The sequence below is a fragment of the Amycolatopsis sp. NPDC006131 genome (assembly GCF_040614175.1).
GTDB classification, from domain to species: Bacteria; Actinomycetota; Actinomycetes; order Mycobacteriales; family Pseudonocardiaceae; genus Amycolatopsis_E; species Amycolatopsis_E tucumanensis.
This window is the reverse complement of record NZ_JBEXTX010000038.1, coordinates 1-17,186: the sequence shown is the minus strand read 5'-3', so window position 1 is coordinate 17,186 and position 17,186 is coordinate 1. Positions and strand designations below refer to the sequence as shown.

Annotated in this window: 15 protein-coding genes; 14 read left to right on the top strand and 1 reads right to left on the bottom strand. The window is 68.5% G+C overall.

Annotated features, from left to right (window positions below; genetic code table 11):
- From ABZ215_RS20645 to ABZ215_RS20625, 5 genes are all read left to right on the top strand, one after another.
- On the top strand, positions 1-813 hold the full coding sequence (locus ABZ215_RS20645) for an ATP-binding cassette domain-containing protein (protein WP_354950837.1): 813 nt from the start codon (positions 1-3) through the stop codon (positions 811-813).
- 67 nt (positions 814-880) lie between these two features.
- Positions 881-1,645, top strand: coding sequence for an SDR family oxidoreductase (locus tag ABZ215_RS20640; RefSeq protein WP_354950835.1), 765 nt, complete (start codon positions 881-883; stop codon positions 1,643-1,645).
- 47 nt (positions 1,646-1,692) lie between these two features.
- Entirely contained in the window at positions 1,693-2,610 is a 918-nt protein-coding gene (locus ABZ215_RS20635) for a DUF4432 family protein (protein WP_354950833.1), read from the top strand.
- 76 nt (positions 2,611-2,686) lie between these two features.
- Entirely contained in the window at positions 2,687-4,636 is a 1,950-nt protein-coding gene (locus ABZ215_RS20630; protein ID WP_354950831.1) for a family 20 glycosylhydrolase, read from the top strand.
- 10 nt (positions 4,637-4,646) lie between these two features.
- Entirely contained in the window at positions 4,647-6,242 is a 1,596-nt protein-coding gene (locus tag ABZ215_RS20625) for an amidohydrolase family protein (protein ID WP_354950829.1), read from the top strand.
- Between the two features lie 8 nt (positions 6,243-6,250).
- Here the strand turns inward: ABZ215_RS20625 and ABZ215_RS20620 are convergent, their stop codons facing one another.
- Positions 6,251-6,997 carry an IclR family transcriptional regulator gene (locus ABZ215_RS20620; RefSeq protein ID WP_354950827.1) on the bottom strand — a complete coding sequence of 249 codons (747 nt, stop codon included), beginning with the start codon at positions 6,995-6,997 and terminating at the stop codon, positions 6,251-6,253.
- A 309-nt stretch (positions 6,998-7,306) separates the two neighbouring features.
- Between ABZ215_RS20620 and ABZ215_RS20615 the strand changes: the two genes are divergently transcribed.
- From ABZ215_RS20615 to ABZ215_RS20575, 9 genes are all read left to right on the top strand, one after another.
- Positions 7,307-8,587: an aspartate aminotransferase family protein gene (locus ABZ215_RS20615; RefSeq protein WP_354950825.1), complete on the top strand. Its 1,281-nt coding sequence runs from the start codon at positions 7,307-7,309 to the stop codon at positions 8,585-8,587.
- The gene (locus ABZ215_RS20610) at positions 8,584-8,946 is read left to right on the top strand and encodes a RidA family protein (protein WP_354950823.1); all 363 of its coding nucleotides are present in this window, start codon (positions 8,584-8,586) and stop codon (positions 8,944-8,946) included. Before ABZ215_RS20615 ends, ABZ215_RS20610 begins: the two co-directional genes overlap by 4 nt.
- Complete coding sequence (locus ABZ215_RS20605) at positions 8,946-10,427, top strand: M81 family metallopeptidase (protein WP_354950821.1); 1,482 nt, start codon at positions 8,946-8,948, stop codon at positions 10,425-10,427. The genes ABZ215_RS20610 and ABZ215_RS20605 overlap by 1 nt, the downstream gene beginning before the upstream one ends.
- Positions 10,428-10,431: 4 nt before the next feature.
- Positions 10,432-11,280, top strand: coding sequence for a fumarylacetoacetate hydrolase family protein (locus ABZ215_RS20600; RefSeq protein ID WP_354950819.1), 849 nt, complete (start codon positions 10,432-10,434; stop codon positions 11,278-11,280).
- Positions 11,280-12,662: an FAD-linked oxidase C-terminal domain-containing protein gene (locus ABZ215_RS20595; protein ID WP_354950817.1), complete on the top strand. Its 1,383-nt coding sequence runs from the start codon at positions 11,280-11,282 to the stop codon at positions 12,660-12,662. The genes ABZ215_RS20600 and ABZ215_RS20595 overlap by 1 nt, the downstream gene beginning before the upstream one ends.
- Positions 12,659-13,753 (top strand): (Fe-S)-binding protein, encoded by a 1,095-nt coding sequence (locus tag ABZ215_RS20590; protein ID WP_354950815.1) that lies wholly within the window; start codon positions 12,659-12,661, stop codon positions 13,751-13,753. The genes ABZ215_RS20595 and ABZ215_RS20590 overlap by 4 nt, the downstream gene beginning before the upstream one ends.
- 106 nt (positions 13,754-13,859) lie before the next feature.
- Positions 13,860-14,834, top strand: coding sequence for a helix-turn-helix domain-containing protein (locus ABZ215_RS20585; protein WP_354950813.1), 975 nt, complete (start codon positions 13,860-13,862; stop codon positions 14,832-14,834).
- A gap of 37 nt (positions 14,835-14,871) precedes the next feature.
- A complete protein-coding gene (locus tag ABZ215_RS20580) occupies positions 14,872-15,822 on the top strand; it encodes a helix-turn-helix domain-containing protein (RefSeq protein WP_354950811.1) in 951 nt (316 codons plus the stop codon).
- An 18-nt stretch (positions 15,823-15,840) separates the two neighbouring features.
- Positions 15,841-17,088: an amino acid deaminase gene (locus ABZ215_RS20575; RefSeq protein WP_354950809.1), complete on the top strand. Its 1,248-nt coding sequence runs from the start codon at positions 15,841-15,843 to the stop codon at positions 17,086-17,088.
- Positions 17,089-17,186: the final 98 nt, after the last annotated feature.

Sequence of the window (17,186 nt, the reverse complement as noted above, 5' to 3'; positions counted from 1 at the left end):
GTGACCACCTCAGTGATAGGAACTGCCCCGGCCATTGAAGCGATTGGCCTCGGAAAGACCTTCGGCGGGCGTGGACGGGTCAAACGCGAAGCCCTTGCCGAGATCACGTTCTCGGTCGAACGAGGCCGGACACTCGCGATAGTGGGCGAAAGCGGTGCGGGCAAGAGCACGCTGGTGCGTTGCATAGCCGGCCTCGAGACCCCTACGGCCGGCGAGACTCTCATCCACGGCGCACCGCACGCGTGCCGCGCCGGCCGGGTCAGTCCCGTGCAGATGGTGTTCCAGAACCCGTCCGATGCGCTCGATTCGATGCGAAGTGTCGGCTCGAGCATCGCTGAGCCACTGCGTGGCAGGTCGCGTGCGGCGAGGCGGGCGCGGGTGGCCGAACTCTTGTCACTGGTCGGCATCAACCCAGCGCGTGCCAAGGACCGTCCTCGTTCATTTTCCGGCGGCCAGTTGCAACGGATCGTCATCGCCCGCGCGCTGGCGCCCGAGCCTTCGGTTCTCCTGTGCGACGAGCCGACCTCGGCACTCGACGTGTCCGTGCAGGCGCAGATCATCAACCTCCTGCTGAAGTTGCAGAAGGAGCACGGGTTCGCTGCCATCGTGGTAACGCACGACCTCGCAGTGGCAAAGGTGCTCGCTGATGACGTGCTCGTACTACGTCACGGCAAGTCGTTGTTCTACGGGGCGGTGAACGACTTGCTCGACGAAAATCTGGCGCACGACCCCTACGTGACCGGCCTCGTCCGAGCCTCCCGGCATGCCGAACTCGGCTTGGGGGCCGGCGAGCAGGAACTGGCTCTGGGTTGAACACAAGCTCTCGGGCCGTAATGATATATCCTGTTCATTTACTGAAACGCAGCTGAGGAGGAAGACTGTGACTGCTGGGGAACGGCGCGTTGCCCTCGTCACGGGTGCCTCGCGAGGCATCGGGGCAGCGATTGCACGCCGCCTCGCGGCGGAGGGGATGGCTGTAGCGTTGAACAGCCATCCCGATGAACGTATGGTCACCCTTGCCAAGCAGGTCGCCGAGGACATCGTGGACGCTGGTGGTACCGCGCTCGTCATCCCGGCAGACGTCGCTGAGCCTGCGGACGTGCAGTTCCTCTTCGAGGAATGTGAACGTGAACTTGGCCCGGTCGGAGCTCTTGTGCTGAACGCCGCGGCGACCGTTCGGCGGAGTTGGACCGAGATCGGTCCCGAGGAATGGGACAGGATCATCGGTGTGAACCTCCGCGGCGCGTTCCTGTGCAGTCAGCGGGCGTTCGGGTCTGCGGAGATCCGGGACGGCTGCATCGTGACGGTGAGCAGTGTCCTGGCCCGTACCGGTGCTCCGAGCTCGCTGCACTACGGGACGAGCAAGGCAGGAGTCATCGGCTTCACCCGTTCGCTCGCTCGTGAGCTGGGACCACGGGGTATCAGGGTGAACTGCGTCGTCCCCGGTGCTATCCGCACCGAAGAGGAAGAGGAGAGCTTCGCTGATCGTGTCCAGACCGATCGCGCTGCGCTCCGGCACCAGGTGATCGAGCGGCGTGGTACCGCTGACGACGTGGCAGGTGTCGTCAGTTTCCTCGTCGGTCCTGACAGCCGTTTCATGACGGGGCAGGCGGTCGGTGTGGATGGTGGCTGGACGTTGATGTGAGCGCTCGTGACTCCGCTGTGAGGCGGTGTGAAGTCCGCGAGTCGGTCGTGACGAACGGCCCCGCCACGGGGACCCGGCAGTTGGAGATCCGTGCCGAAGACGGACTCGACATCCGGGTTCTCCCGGACCGCGGGTTCGACGTGGGGCAGGCGTGGTGGCGGAGCAAGCCGCTGGCCTGGTATGACGAGAACCGTGACGTTCCGCCGCTGACAGCGCTAAGGGGTCACGACTGGATCAGCGGGTTCAGCGGCGGTCTCGTCACCACGTGCGGGCTGTTCCACATCGGTCGGCCGGTGCACGAACGTGGCCTGCACGGAACTTTTTCGCACCGGCGTGCGCAGGTGGTCGCCACCGGACCGGGAGGTTCGGCTCGCGCTCGGATCGGTGAGGTGGACGGTCTCGGTGCGTTCCTCGAGATTGAGCGGCAAATCAGCACCGAGGGGGGCCGAGGCCGGTTCCTGCTCTCCGACGTCATCACCAACCGCGGTTGCCAGGCCGAGCGGGTCCGCCTGCTGTACCACGTGAACCTCCTGCTCCCCGGACAAGACACGGTGTTCCTCCTGCATGGGCAGGGGCTCGGTGACCCGCATCTCGAGCGCGCCTACCAGACCATCGCGCTGCCCCGGCCGCCGGCCGGACAACGCGCGGAAGCGGTACTTCGAGATCACGCGCGGAGGATGGAGATCAAGGTCGCCTGGAGTGGCGATGAATTGCCCTTCGGTCACCTTTGGCGCTGCGACACACCGCACGGTGGGTTGCTGGCGGTGGAGCCGGCCACCGCTCCGCTGCCCGGCGTGCCCCCCCTGGTTCCCGCGCCGGAGCTCGTCCTTGCTCCTGGTGCCAGCAAGACAATCCATCTGGAGGTCGAGTGCGCAGAGCTTCGTTCGAGCGAAAGTCGTCCTCTGGGGCGTGTGCCGGAAACTGGATTACGGTCTCCACCACCTGTGTCCCTGGATTCGGATTGACGACTTGGCGGTGAGTTCCGTGGCGGGGCCGGTTTTGCTTCCACAACCCAAGCACGCTTCTTGGACCGAACGAATTGTGCGCGTCGGCACCTTGTTCATCGCCGAGATCGACGAGGGGTTGCGAAAGTACGAAGACCACATCCGGAGGATGGCCGGCCTTGTGTCCGGTGATCCGTCGCTGCCTGCCCTGCCCGTTACGCTCCGTAGAGCAGGGCTCAGCAGAGAGGCTTACGAGATTCAGCTCGACGAGACCGGAGTGCGCGTGTCAGCCGGGGACGGCCTTGGTGCTCTGCACGCTGTACGCACACTGCTCGACGTTTGGGACTGGGGCGGACACGCATCACTGCCCGAGGGCGAGGTTGCGGATTGGCCGACCTTCGCGGTCCGGGGTGTGTTCGTCGAATCCTTCGCCGGAACGGACCGCATGTCGGTCGAGGACTGGCACCAGTTCCTTGACCGGATGTCCCAGCTGAAGATCAACACAGTCGGTGTCTCGATCTACGGCTGCTGGGACATCCGTCATGACGGAACTCCAAGTGAATACCTCTTCACCCCGTTGCAGGGGTACCCGCAACTCGAGTCGCCCCAACACGTGACCACTTGGAGTGCGGAGACAGAGCGCGAGGTCGACCTGGACTACCTGCCGGCGATGTTCGCCGACCGCTTCTTCGGCGAGGTGGTCCGGTACGCGGAGAGCCGGGGCGTCCAGATCATCCCTCACCTCGGCGGCCCAGGTCACTCCACCCTGGTTCCACGCGCCCTGCCGGCGCTGTCCGCGTTGGACGACGAGGGAGCGCCCACTGGCTACGGGTATTGCGTCTCGCGAGCGGAGGCGCGTGCGGAGCTGGCCCACTTCGTGCGCTGCGTCGTCGCAGAACACCTGCGTCCCAACGGGTTATCCCGGCTGCACGTCGCCGGCGACGAGTACTACCCGATTCGCAACGTCGATCCAACCGATCGCCGGCGCGTAGTCAGTCCGTACTGCCGCTGTGAGGGTTGCCGGTCGCTCTCGCCCGGGGACATGCTCATCGAGTACCTCCTGTGCGTGGGTGAAGTGCTCGCAGGCGAAGGCGTTGCCATGGTGCACTGGCACGACACGCTCGTGCGTGAGGATGTCCTCGACCGGTACCTCGACGCGATCGAAGAGCGTGGCCTGCCGGCGCCGGTGATCGCCTGGTGGAAGTACAACGATCCTGCCCCGAGACCGACGAACACCGAGCGCGCGGAGACGTGGTGCTGTCCAACGACCGGGCTGTTCCCGCACGTGTTCCAACAGGACTTCTCCGGGAACATCGAGGCCGTGTTGCGCCGCGGCCATGGCGCCGGCGCACTGGGTTCTTTCGCCTACGGTTTGCCAGATCCCGCCGATCACGCCAACTATGCGTGTTTCGCCGATCTCTCGTGGAACCTCGAATACTCCGGCGGCGCCGGGGGCTTCCAGCAGAGGTGGGCGCGGTACCTCGCGAACGACGAACACGACCTGGCTCTGCAGGCCATCCGATCGGCCGGCTCGGTGACCGCCAGTTACCCGTTGATGATGTACATCGTCCACCACCTGCTGCCTTACTTTTCGACCGCTGCTGCGGGAAGCACCCAGTACCCGGACGACCTGTTGCGTTCGTTCGCGATCGTCCAGCCACCGATGGCGGACGTCCTCCGGCAGGTCGCGGCGACGTTGCGAGACGCGGTTTCGATCATGCCCGAAGGACGGGCGGTCCGCTTCTGGCCGGACCCCGTCGCGCAGTGGAAAGCCGAGTCGGGCCGGCTTGCGGCGACCGCCGATCTTTTCCTCGCTGTCATCGGAGCGGCTCGGCGGCCTTCACTGACCGGCCAGGAGGTTGAACGGTTGTACGCAGATGGCCGCGACCTGTTGAAGATGGCGGCCGCGACAAAGCCGGCGTACCTCGCGCCCCTGGTCGTGCGCGAGCACTGGGGTTTCGTCCGGGAGATTGAGAAGTCGCTCGACCGCTTGCGCACCGGATCGGGCCTGCAAGGCGAGGAACAATGGCATGCGTGGATCGTTTGACGGGTCACAGGTGAGAGCTGCGGAAAATGGAACCTGGCTGTGCAACGGCACGGTCGTCGACGGAACCGGGCGTCCCCCGTTCACCGGGAACGTGCTGTTGGCTGGCGATGAGATCAAAGCGGTTTCCGCTTCGGTAGATGAGGTGGCTGGGAGGGACCGCATCGATTGCACCGGCCTGACGATCGTCCCCGGGTTCATCGACATCCACACGCACTCGGACGTCAGTTTCCTCCACGAGCCGGGGGCGGGAAGCAAGGTTGCGCAGGGCGTGACCACCGAAGTCATCGGTAACTGCGGCTTTTCACCTTTTCCCGTCGCGCGGTCTCGGCGAGACGCACTCGAGGAGTTCATCACCGGAATCGGTTTCCCCCGGCAGCGCGTCTGGTGGGATGACCTGGCGGGATTCGCTGAGGCTGTAACCGCGAGCGGGCCGGTGATGAACGTCGTGCCGCTGGTCGGGCACGGCGCGTTGCGAATAGCCTGCACGGGTTCGGCCGATGTCCACCTCGACCGGGCTGACCTGGAACGGCTGGCGACGAGCTTGGGCAAATCGCTAGAGCAAGGCGCGTTCGGTATGTCGAGCGGCCTCACTTACGTCCCCTCGAAGTTTGCAAATCTCGATGAACTCGTGCGACTGGGCCGGGTGCTGGCCGAGCACGATGCCGTGTACGCGACCCATGCCAGGGCGAGTCCTGGGACGGAACCGTTCGAGGAGGCGATTGCCGTTTGTCGTGCTGCCGCCGTCAAGTTGCAATTTTCGCACGTGGCCTTGAACGACCCCAAGATGTGGAGACGGGCACCGGAGGTGGTCGCACTGTTTCGCGCGGCCGCGGACCAGGGGCTCGACGTCCGTTACGACGTGTATCCCTACCACGCTTCCGCATCGGCCCTCACGCAGTATTTGCCAGGGTGGTTGCAGGAGTCGGGGGAGGCGGGCATTCGGGAACAGCTGTCATCGGGGCGCCTGTACGACCGGGCGCGGCGCGAGCTGTCGCGCGGCCTGTTCGGCACCATTCCGTGGGACTGGAGCCGTGTGGTGTTCTCCTTCGTGGATCCCGGGCGGCCGGAACTGGCGGGCCAGAGCGTGGCGCAGGCGGTCGAGTCCCTCGATACGGGCCCCGAGGAACTGTGCCTCGATTTCTGCGCCCGGTATGGCAACCGGGTTCAGGTCGTCCTTTTTTACCGCGACGAAGCCGACGTCGAGTTCTTCCTCTCGGATCCGCTGTCGATCATCGGTAGCGACGGCAGTGCGATGACCGAGGATGCGCCGGGAAAACCGCACCCACGCAACTTCGGTGCACACGCACGTCTCATCGAACGCTACGTTCGCGCGCGATCCGTAGTGGACCTCCCCACCGCCGTGCACAAGAGCACCCTCGCCGCGGCCGAGCGGCTCGGCCTGATCGACCGTGGCCGCATCGCCGCGGGCACGAAGGCGGACATCGCGGTACTGGACCTAGCCGCGGTCAGGGAGAGGTCGACCTGGACCGATCCGTGCCGCTACGCGGAGGGCGTGCGGCATGTCTGGATCAACGGTCGGCAGGTCGTGGCTGACGGACGGAGGACAGGTGCCCGCGCTGGCCGGTTCCTGCTCCGCGGACGGTGATCGCGGGGTCAGGCCTTCCGCGCTTCCAGATCTGCGGAAACGGGGTTGGTCGCGATCTCGGCTGCCATGTCGATCAGGGTCTTCGCGACCTTCTTCACGTCCTGCATGGTGAAGCGGGAAGCCGGCCCGCTGACGCTGATCGCCGCCGGGAGGTGGGTTGCCAGGAGCGGCGCGGCGACGCACCGGCCGTCGATCTCGTTCTCGCCGTTGTCGACGGCGTACCCCACGCGGCGGACCTTCGCCAGTTCGTCCAGGTAGTCGTCGATCGAGGTGATCGTGTTGGCGGTCCGTGCGGGCAGGCCGGTGTTCTCCAGCAACTGCCGGACCCGGTCCTCGGGCAGGTGGGCAGCGATCGCCTTGCCGAGGGCGGTGCTGTGCAGGTAGTCGTGATCGCCGCGGGCGGCGGCCAGCCGGACGCCCCGCCGGCTTTCGACGATCTCGATGTAGATGATGCGGTCGCCGTCGAGGAGGCCGAGGTTCGCCGTCTCGCCGAACTCGTCGCGCAGGCTTTCCAGGGTCGGCCGTGCCCGCTCGCGCAGGATCTCCAGGTGCCGGGACTGCATGCCGACGAAACCGAGGCCAAGCCGGAACAGCCCGTGTTCCTCGTCCCGCTCGACGTACCGGTGGTTCTCCAGGGTCCAGAGGTACCGGAACGCCGAAGACTTCGGCAGGCCCGTCGTCTGGGCGACCTCGTTGAGGGTGATCCCGTCGACCGACTCCTGCAACAGGTTGAGGATCAGGCAAACCCGTTCCACTGCGCGGACGGAGTAATCGCGCTCCTCTTCCGGGGATCCGGCTCCCGACGGGCTGTCTTCAGGATCTTGTTTCCGGCCGCGAGCCACGGCTCCTCCTCGTTTCGGCGGGCAATGTCGATGTTTCAGATCTTAGTCGGGCTCGAATTCGCTTGTCAGGGGGCCACGCGCGGCACCGGGAGGTGGAGAACACCTCTTGACGCTGGGCGCGGTCAGTCCTACCGTAATTGAAAGATAGACTCTGAGTTTCACTCAATGAAACGGCGCCGGAGCTGATTCTCGACCGAGCCCGGCCGCAGGAGGGATTCGTCGATGTCCAGCGACTCGTCGCGGCTGTTGCCGCGGTCGGAGGAACTCAGGGAACGCGCGTTGAAGCGGACTCCGGGGGGTGTGCATTCCAACGTCCGGCTGAGCGGCGCCCACGACTTCATCGCGAGAGCAAAGGGGGCTTGGCTCTACAGCGTCGACGGCCGCGACTTCGTCGATTACCTGCTCGGACAGGGACCCAACTTCCTGGGGCACGCACCGGAACAGGTTGTCGAAGCCGTCGCTGAGGCGTGCCGTCGTGGGGTGATCTACGGCGGGCAGCACGAGCTCGAGGTGCGCGCCTCCGAATTGGTGTGCCGCGCGCTCGGCTGGGCCGAGATGGTCCGCTTCGGCGTTTCCGGGACGGAATCCGTGCAGGGCGCACTCCGGCTCGCTCGCGGTGCGACGGGACGGACCAAGGTCGTCCGGTTCGAGGGGCACTACCACGGCTGGCTCGACAACGTCCTCACCGCGGTGCGCGACGGCAGCTGGGGCGCGGCCAGCGCGGGACAGCTCTCCAGCCACCTCGACGACTTCATCGTGCTGCCATGGAACGACGCGGACCGGCTGGCCGCGGTGTTCGAGGAGGAAGGGGATCAGATCGCCGCCGTCATCACCGAGCCGGTGATGATCAACGCCGGCGTGATCGAGCCGTTGTCCGGCTACCTCGAGCGCATGCGTGAACTCTGCACCCGGCACGGCGCCGTGCTGATCTTCGACGAGGTTATTTCGGGATTCCGGCTTGGACTCGGTGGCGCGGCCGAGAGGTACGGGGTCGAACCCGACCTGGCCACCTACGGCAAGGCCATCGCCGGCGGCTTCCCGGTGTCGGCACTGGCCGGGCGCGAAGGCCTCATGAGCCGCCTCGGCACCGGGGAGGTGAACCACTCGGGCACCTTCAACGGTTCGGTCATGGCGACCGCGGCCGTGGTCGCGACCTTGACCAGCCTCTTCGAGGACCCGCCTTACGAGAGGGTCGCCAAGCACGGCAACACCTTGATGATCGGGCTCCGTGACATCGGCCAGGAGTACGGTCTGCCGCTGCGGGTGGCCGGGCTGCCACCGGCGTTCCACGTCGCCTTCGGCGATGCTACGGTCACCGACTACCGCTCCCTTCAGCAGCTGGACCTGGCTCGGTACGAGCGGTTGTCCAAGGCTCTCCTCGAGCACGGTTTGTGGGTGGCCGGGCGAGGTGTCTGGTACGTCTCCGCCGCCCACGGTGAGGACGAACTCGATGCCGCCCTCACCAGGTTCGCGGCTGCTGTTGCCGGGGAGGCCGGACGGTGACCGGTTCCGCCGCACCGCCGGCCAAGGTGTTGTTCACGCCGTTCGTCCGTGCCGGCGACTACGTCTTCGTCTCCGGGCAGGCTGCGGTCGACGAGGACGGCCGGCTCGTCCCGGGTACCTTCGAAGAGGAATTGCGTCGCTCCATCGACAACGTCCGGCGGGTTCTCTCGCAGGCCGGTCTCGCGCTGTCCGATGTGGTCAAGGTCGGCGCGTACGTCGAGGACCCGGCTGACCTGCCGGAGTACAACCGGATCTACCCGGAGTACTTCCCCCACGCCCCGGCGCGCACGACCCTGACGAGCTGCCTCGGCGGCATCGTCAAGTTCGAGCTCGACGTGATCGCTTACGCGGGGGACTGATGCGCTTCGCGACCTGTGGCTTGTTCCACGAAGCCAACACGTTCTCCCCGCTGCGTGCTGACCGGCGCATGTTCGAACGCGGCGGGGTAACGCGCGGTCAGGAGATCGTCGAGGAGTACGCGAACTCCTCGACCGCCTTGGGCGGGTACTTCTCGGCCGCCGAGCGGCTCGGTGTCGATCTGGAATCGATCTTGTTCGCCTTCGTCACGCCCGCCGGGCCCTTCACCGAAGACGCGTTCGAGTGGCTGCTCGGCGAAATGCTGGTCGAACTGGAGGCGCGCGGCCCGTGGGACGGCGTCCTGCTCAACATCCACGGCGCGGCGGTGGCCGAGCACGTGCTGGACGCCGACGGTGAGATCGCTGCGCGCGTCCGGCAGGTCGTGGGGCCGGACGTGCCCGTCGGCGCGGTGCTGGACATGCACGCCAACATCTCGCAGCGCCTGGTGGACGCGCTGACCGTGACGCTGGTGTACGAGACGAACCCGCACGTCGACGTGCGGGAGCAGGGTGTCCGGTGCGCCGAGCTGATCGCCGCCACGGCCAGGGGGGAGATCCGGCCACGTCAGGCGCTGGTGCAGCTGCCGCTGGTGGTCAACATCGCGAGGCAGGACACCAGCGAACAACCGATGGCGGCTCTCGTGGCCAGGGCCCGCGAACTCGGCGACCGGCCCGGCATGCTGTCGGTCCGGGTCTCGGAGGGGTTCCCGTACGCGGACGTCCCACACATGGGCATGTCGTGCGTCGCGATTCACGACGGTGACGAGTTCGAGGCCGCGGTCGCCGCACAGGAACTCGCCGGTTACGTCTGGAAACACCGCGCCGAGCTGCAGGCGCGGGAGCGCACGGTGGACGAGGCGCTGGACCTGGCGGCAGGAGAACCAGCGGGGCCGGTCGTACTGCTGGACGTCGGGGACAACATCGGTGGTGGGGCGCCAGGGGACTCCACCGTCATCCTCGACGCGGCCCTGCGGCGGGGTGTTCCGCCGCTCGTGCAGACCTTGTGGGATCCGGACTCGGCGCGGCAGTGCATCGAGGCCGGGGAGGGCGCCGAGGTGCACCTTCGCGTGGGGGCGAAGCACGTGCACTCCGCCGGGCGGCCGGTGCCGGTGCACGGGACGGTCCGCACCGTGTCCGACGGCCGCTTCGAGGAGCCCACCGCCACGCACGGCGGGTTCCGCTTCTTCGACCAGGGCCCGACAGCCGTCCTGGACACCGTCGACGGGCACACGCTCGTGATCGGCTCCAAGGCGGTCATGAACTCCAGCCTGCAGCAGTTGCTCAGCGTGGGCGTCGACCCGGCGCGCTACCACATCGTCGTGGCCAAGGGCGTGAACTCGCCGCGCGCGGCGTACGGGGCGATCGCCCGGCTGATGCTCGTCGTCGACACCGACGGCGTCACCGCGATGAACCTCGACCGCTTCACCTACCGGCACCGGCGCAAGCCCTTGTACCCCTTCGAAGCAGCGGAATTCCCGGAGTAGACGGATGAAACTGATGCAGGTGGGCGCTCCCGGCCGGGAGCGCCCCGTGGTGCTGGAGGACGGTCGCCGCTACGACCTGTCCCCGCTGACGCACGCCATCGACGGCTCCTTCCTGGAGCGGGGTGGGCTGCGGCGGGTGCGAGAAGCGCTCGACGACGGCGTCCTGCACGAGATCGACATCGTCGGCGTGCGGATCGGCTCGCCGATCGCCCGGCCGGGCGCCATCCTGTGCATCGGGCAGAACTACGCCGCCCACGCGGCCGAGACAGGGGACCCGCCGCCCGCCGAGCCGATCCTCTTCCACAAGTCGCCGAACACCGTGGTCGGTCCGTACGACGAGGTGCTGATTCCGCGCGGTTCGGAACGCACGGACTGGGAGGTGGAACTCGGCGTCGTCATCGGCAAGCGCGCCCGGTACCTCGAAACGCTCGGCGACGCGCGGGCCTGCATCGCCGGGTACGTCACCTCCGACGACGTCTCGGAACGCGCCTTCCAGCTCGGCAGGCCCGGCGGGCAGTGGTCCAAGGGCAAGTCGTGCGAGACGTTCAACCCGCTCGGGCCGTGGCTGGTCCCCGCCGACGAGGTGCCGGACCCGCAGGTGCTCGAACTCCGGTCGTGGGTCAACGGCAGGCCGCGCCAGGACTCGAAGACCTCCGACATGATCTTCACGGTCGACGAGATCATCTGGCACCTCAGCCAATTCCTCGTGCTCGAGCCCGGCGACCTCGTGAACACCGGCACCCCCGAGGGCGTCGCGCTGTCCGGGCGGTTCGGCTACCTGCGGCCGGGCGACGTCGTGGAGACCGAGGTGGTCGGGCTCGGCCGCCAGCGCAACGTGTGCGGGCAGGCCTGATGGCACTGGACCGCGACTTCGCCGCCGCCCTGGCCGAGGTGGTCGGGGCCGACCACGTCCGCCAGGCGCCGGGCGACCTCGCGGTCTACGCGCGCGACGCGACGCCGCTGTTCCACCACCCGCCGGACGCGGTCGTGTTCCCGGCCACCACCGACCAGGTCGCCCGCGTCCTGCAGCTGGCCACCGCGTACCGCGTCCCGGTCGTGCCGAGGGGATCCGGCTCGAACCTCTGCGCCGCCACCGTTCCGCTGCGCGGCGGGATCATCCTCGCGCTGACACGGATGACGCAGGTCCTGGAGGTCAGCTCCGAGGAGCTGCTCGCGCGCGTGCAGCCGGGCGTGACCACGGCCCGGCTCGCCGACGCCGCAGCGGCGCGGAACCTGTTGTACGCGCCCGATCCCGGCAGCCGGACGACCGCGACGGTCGGCGGCAACATCGCCACCTGCGCCGGCGGCCTGCGCGGCCTGAAGTACGGCGTGACCCGCAACTACGTGCTCGGCCTGGAGGCGGTGCTGCCGACCGGCGAGGTCGTGCGGACCGGCGGCCGACTATGGAAGGACGTCGCCGGGTACGACCTGACGCGGCTGCTCACCGGGTCCGAGGGCACGCTCGCGGTCATCACCGAAGCCACGGTGGCCCTGCTGCCCGCGCCGGCCGAGAGCAACACCGGCGTGGCCTACTTCGAGTCGCTCGCCGACGCGTCCAGGGCGGTCGGCGCCATCATCTCCTCCGGCATCGTGCCGGCCACCCTGGAGTTCCTGGACCGCAAGTGCGTCGCCGTGGTGGAGGAGTACGCCGGTCTCGGGCTGCGGCTGGACGCAGGCGCGCTGCTGCTGTTCGGCGAGGACGGCCCGCTCGAGGTGGTCGCCGGGAACATGGTGCGGATGCGCAAGATCTGCGCCGAGTCCGGGGCGCTCGAAGTGACGGTGGCGGCGGACATCGCGCGTGCCGAGGCGCTGCTGACCGCGCGCCGGTGCTCGCTGCCCGCGCTGTCCCGGCTCGGCTCGCTCACGATCCTGGAGGACGTCACGGTCCCGCGGCCGCGGATGCCGGAGATGGTCGGCCGGATCGACGAGATCGCCGAGCGGTTCGACCTGCAGATCGCGACGTTCGGGCACGCGGGCGACGGCAACCTGCACCCGACGTGCGTGCTGGACCCGGACGACGAGGCCGCGGTGGAGCGGGCGCACAAGGCGTTCGCCGAGGTCTTCCGCACCGCGATCCGGCTGGACGGCACGATCACCGGCGAGCACGGCGTGGGCGCGGCGAAACTGCCGTTCCTCGCCGAGCGGCTCGGCCCGGCTCAGCTCGGGTTGCTGCGCCGGATCAAGAGCGCGTTCGACCCGGCCGGCGTGCTCAACCCCGGGAAGCTCGGTTCATGATCTTCTCGAAACCGTTGCTGGACCGGTGCATCTCCTGCGGGTACTGCCTGCCGGCATGCCCGACGTACGCGATGACGGGGGAGGAGGCGTCCTCACCGCGCGGGCGGATCTCGCTGATGCGCGCGCTGGAAACGGGAGAACTGCCGGAGGACGACGGCACGCTCGCCGAACAGGCGTCGTTCTGCCTGGGCTGCCGGGCGTGCGAACCGGTGTGCCCGGCCGGCGTCGAGTACGGCAACCTGCTGGAGCAGTGGCGGGACCACCAGTGGCGCGGCGGACGGCGGCCGCTGCGGGCGCGGTTGCTGATGGCGGCCATGGCGCGCCCGTGGCTGCTCCGGTTGCCGGGCCTGGTGCGCAGGCACGCCCGGACGGCCGCGAGCGCGGACGGGCCGTCGCTGATGCTCGGGTGCGCGGAACGTGCTTTGTTCCCACGGGTTTCCCGCGCGGCGCGGAAGCTGGTGCCGGGGCTGGCCGCGCCGCCGCGGCAAGGCTGCTGCGGAGCGCTGCACGCGCACAACGGCGATTCCGCGGCAGGCGAGCGGATGGCGAAGGAGCTCGGCGAAACCCTCCCCGGCACGATCGTGACAACGTCCGGCGGCTGCGCCGCGCACCTGGCCGCGCACATCGGCCGTCCGCGGGTTCGCGAGGCGAGCGAGTTCTTCGTCGAAGCCGATGTCCTGCCGCTGGGCACGCTGTCGGTCGACGGCCGCCCGGCGCGGGTGGCCCTGCAGGACTCGTGTCACCTGCGGAACGGGCTCGGTGTGTGGCGCCAGCCGCGCGAGCTGATCCGGGCGGTGGCGGAGTACGTGGAGCTGCCGTCGGCGGCCGCGTGCTGCGGCGCGGCGGGCACCTATTCGATCTTGCGGCCGCGCGACAGCGCGAAGATTCTGGCGGCGAAAATCGACGAAATCGAGGCGGCCGGGGTGGACTACGTGGTCGCCGTGAATCCCGGTTGTCTTCGGCAACTGCGTGCCGGCCTGCGGAAACGGCGCTCGCGAGTGCGGGCCGTGCACCTGGCCGAACTGCTCGAGATCGCCGCGAAACAGGTTCGGCCGGATCGGCAGACAGACTTGTCTGAAAGCGGCTGCTGAGTACTATGGGCGACGCTGAAACAAGAGTTTCAGTTTCTGCGACATCTGGTTCTCCCTACGGGCCCGCGATGTCGACCATTCAGTCCCCAGAGACGAAACGCAGATCATGTTGAGCCGACCTTTGGAGCAGTACGAGATCTTCCGTTCCCACGACCTCGACCAAACCCGCGACCTGATGTCCCGGGTGCTGTGCGAGCACTACCTCGACGTGCTCGATCCGACCGCCCAGCTCGACGCGCGGATGAACTCGACGCGCCTGAGCGAGGTTCTCCTGAACTACGTGGAATACGGCGCGCCGGTGCTCGTCGATCCCGGCCGCACGCGCGACTTCTTCGTGGTGCAGGCGCACCTGCGGGGAAGCGGCGTCGTCCGGTCCGGCCGCGAACAGATCGCCGCGAGCTCGAAGCGCATCGTGGTGAGCTCCCCGGAAGAAGCGCTGCGGATGTCGCTGACCGGCGACACCGAACTCGTCCTCGTCAAGATCGGCACCGGGCTGGTCGAGCGGATCCTGCGGGCCCTGCTCGGCGCCGAGCCCGACCGCCCCATCAGGTTCGAGCTGGGCATGGACGTGGTCGGCGGGGCGCCGCGGCACTGGTACCGGACGCTGATCCAGGAGATCGGGTCCCTCGGCAAGCACGGGCAGTGGACCGCGAGCCCGTGGTCGGCGCAGTTCGAGGAATGGCTCGTCACCAAGCTGCTCGTGCTGCAGTACAACAACTACTCGGAACGGCTGTCCCGGATCGCCGCCCACCCCGCGCCCGCCCGGCTGGTCACTCGGGCGACCGAGCTGGTGCGCGCCGATCCGCAGGCGGAGTGGACGTCGTGCTCCGTCGCCGCGGCACTCGGGGTGGAGCCCGGACGGCTGGAATCCGGCTTCCAGCGGTACCGCGGCCTGCCGGTGACGGACTTCCTCTGCCGCGAGCGCCTGCGTGCCGTCTACCACCTCCTGCAGGACGGGCACCCGGGGGAGATCCGCCTGAGCGACGTGGCCCGGTGCTGGGGCTTCCGCGACCAGTACCGCTTCGCCAGCAAGTACACCGCGACATTCGGAGAGACTCCCGACCAGACTCTCCACCGATGACGTCCCGCCGCCATATCCAGAACGGAGACCCCGAGCAATGAGCGGCTACCACTTCGCCTACATCCGCACCGCCGACCCCGCCCTCGCCGTCGAAGCCGCCGAGCCGGTCCTCGGACTGCACGAACTCCTGCCGGAGGGCGGTCCGAGGGAGATGGACCTCCGGATGCACCGGCACGAGGGCGACCAGCTGACCTCGGCCACCGTCACCTACGGCCGCGACGTCGTGGTGCGCCTCGGTGTTCCGCGCACCGCGTACACGACCACCATGGTGGTGAGCGGCCGCTGCGTGTTCCGGATCGGCTCGACCTACCTCGAGGCGGCCACCGGGGACGTCGTCACCGCGTCCCCCGCCGACGCCTTCGGCTTCCAGGCTGGGGCGAACTGCTACCTGAAGCTCGTGCGCGTGGAGCAGCGAGCGATGCACGTCCGGCTGGCGCGGATCACCGGCAGGTGGCCGAACGCCCCGATCCGGTTCCACCCGGTGATCACCCGGCTCAGCGGCCGCGGCCAGCCCCTCATCACCAGCGCGGAGCAGTTCTTCGGCCGGTCGAAATCGCGGTTCGCGCGCCATTCGGACGAGATCTTCGTGAACTGGCTGCTGCGGCACCAGCCGCACGAGTACAGCGAGTCGATCGGTCCGCGCGCGGCCGAGGTCGGCCCGCTCGCCAGCGACTTCGGGAAGGTGCTGCTGCGGGCGACGGACCCGGTGAAAGAGGTGAGCGTGACCGAGCTGGCTCGTGCCTCCGGGCTCACCGAGGAGGAGTTCGTGCGGGTTTTCCGCCACCACGAGGGGTGCCGGCCGCAGGACTTCCGGCTGGGGCTGCGCCTGGAACAGGCCAGGCGGATCCTGCTGGTGGGACGTCCGCCGCGGGTGAGCGTCGGCTACGCCGCCCGGCGTTGCGGTTTCCGGGACGACGAGCAGTTCCGGCTGCACTACACGCGGCGGTTCGGCGAGACCCCGCTCGACACCCTCTACCGATCGGAGTGACTGTTGCGGCCGCTTCGGGTGCCTGATGTCGTCATCGCCAGCCACCACAAGGGTTTCCCGCCCTCCACCGTGGGGTCGCGGGTCGACGAGCTGCGTGGGCGGGAGGTGCTGGCCGCGGATTTCCCCACCCCGTTGCTGGTGCTCAGGCAGCCGGGGCTCGACCACAACCTCGCCGTGATGCAGCAGTTCTGCGAGCAGCACGGGCTGTCGCTCGCGCCGCACGTGAAGACCACCATGTCCCCGGAGATCGCGCAGGCGCAGATCGAGCACGGCGCCTGGGCGCTCACCCTCGCCACTCCCACCCAGCTCGCCGCGTTCCGTGGACTGGGCGCGGATCGGCTGTTGCTGGCCAACGAGTTGTGCGACCCGGCCGCCATCGAGTGGCTCAGCGGCGAGCTGGATGCCGATCCGGCCTTCACCTGCTACTGCTACGCCGACTCGGTCGAGGGCGTGGAGGTGCTGGAAAAGGAGCTCGCCAGGGCGTCGCGCACCTGCCCGTTGCCCGTGATCGTGGAACTCGGCGTGCCCGGCGGGCGGACCGGCGCCCGTGGCGCCGGCGCGGCCCTGGCGGTCGCCGAGCGCGTGGCGGCGTCCTCCCACCTGGAGCTCGCCGGGGTCGGCGGGTTCGAGGGTGTCGTTCCCGGTTCGCTCGGCGCGCGGTTGCTCGGCGACGTGCGTGCCTGGCTCCGGGAACTGGCGGGACTGGCGGACCGGGTGCTGGCGCGGCACGCCGTCGCCGGCGAGTTCGTCGTGACCGCCGGGGGCACGCAGTACCCCGAACTGGTCGCCACCGAGCTGAGCCGGAGCTGGCGGAACGGCCGTCCGATCCGCGTGGTCCTGCGGAGCGGGTGCTACGTCACGCACGACGCGCTGGGCTACGAGCAGTACCGGCGGCTGCTGGCGACCGAGTACGCCGTGATGCCGTTGCGGTCCAGTCTGGAACTGTGGTCGCGGGTGCTGTCCACACCGGAACCGGATCTGGCCATTGTGGACTTCGGCAAGCGGGACGCCGGGACGGACTCCGGATTTCCGGTGCCGCTGCACCGGATCCGTCGCGGTGGGACGGTCGTGGAGGAGGCGCCGCCCGGCGAGGTGGCGGCGATGAACGACCAGCACGCCTACTTCCGCGGCGGAGGTGATCTCGCGGTCGGCGACCGCATCGGGTTCGGCATCTCGCACCCGTGCACCACGTGGGACAAGTGGCGGGTGGTGCCGATCGTCGACGAGAGGTATGTGCTGACCGGGGTCGCGCAAACCCTGTTCTGACAACTAGGCCGTGTCTGACAATGTCTTTGTCCAGGTGATGACGTCGTGGATGAGGATGGCGGCGCGGTAGAGCGTGGCCAACTTGTCGTAGCGGGTGG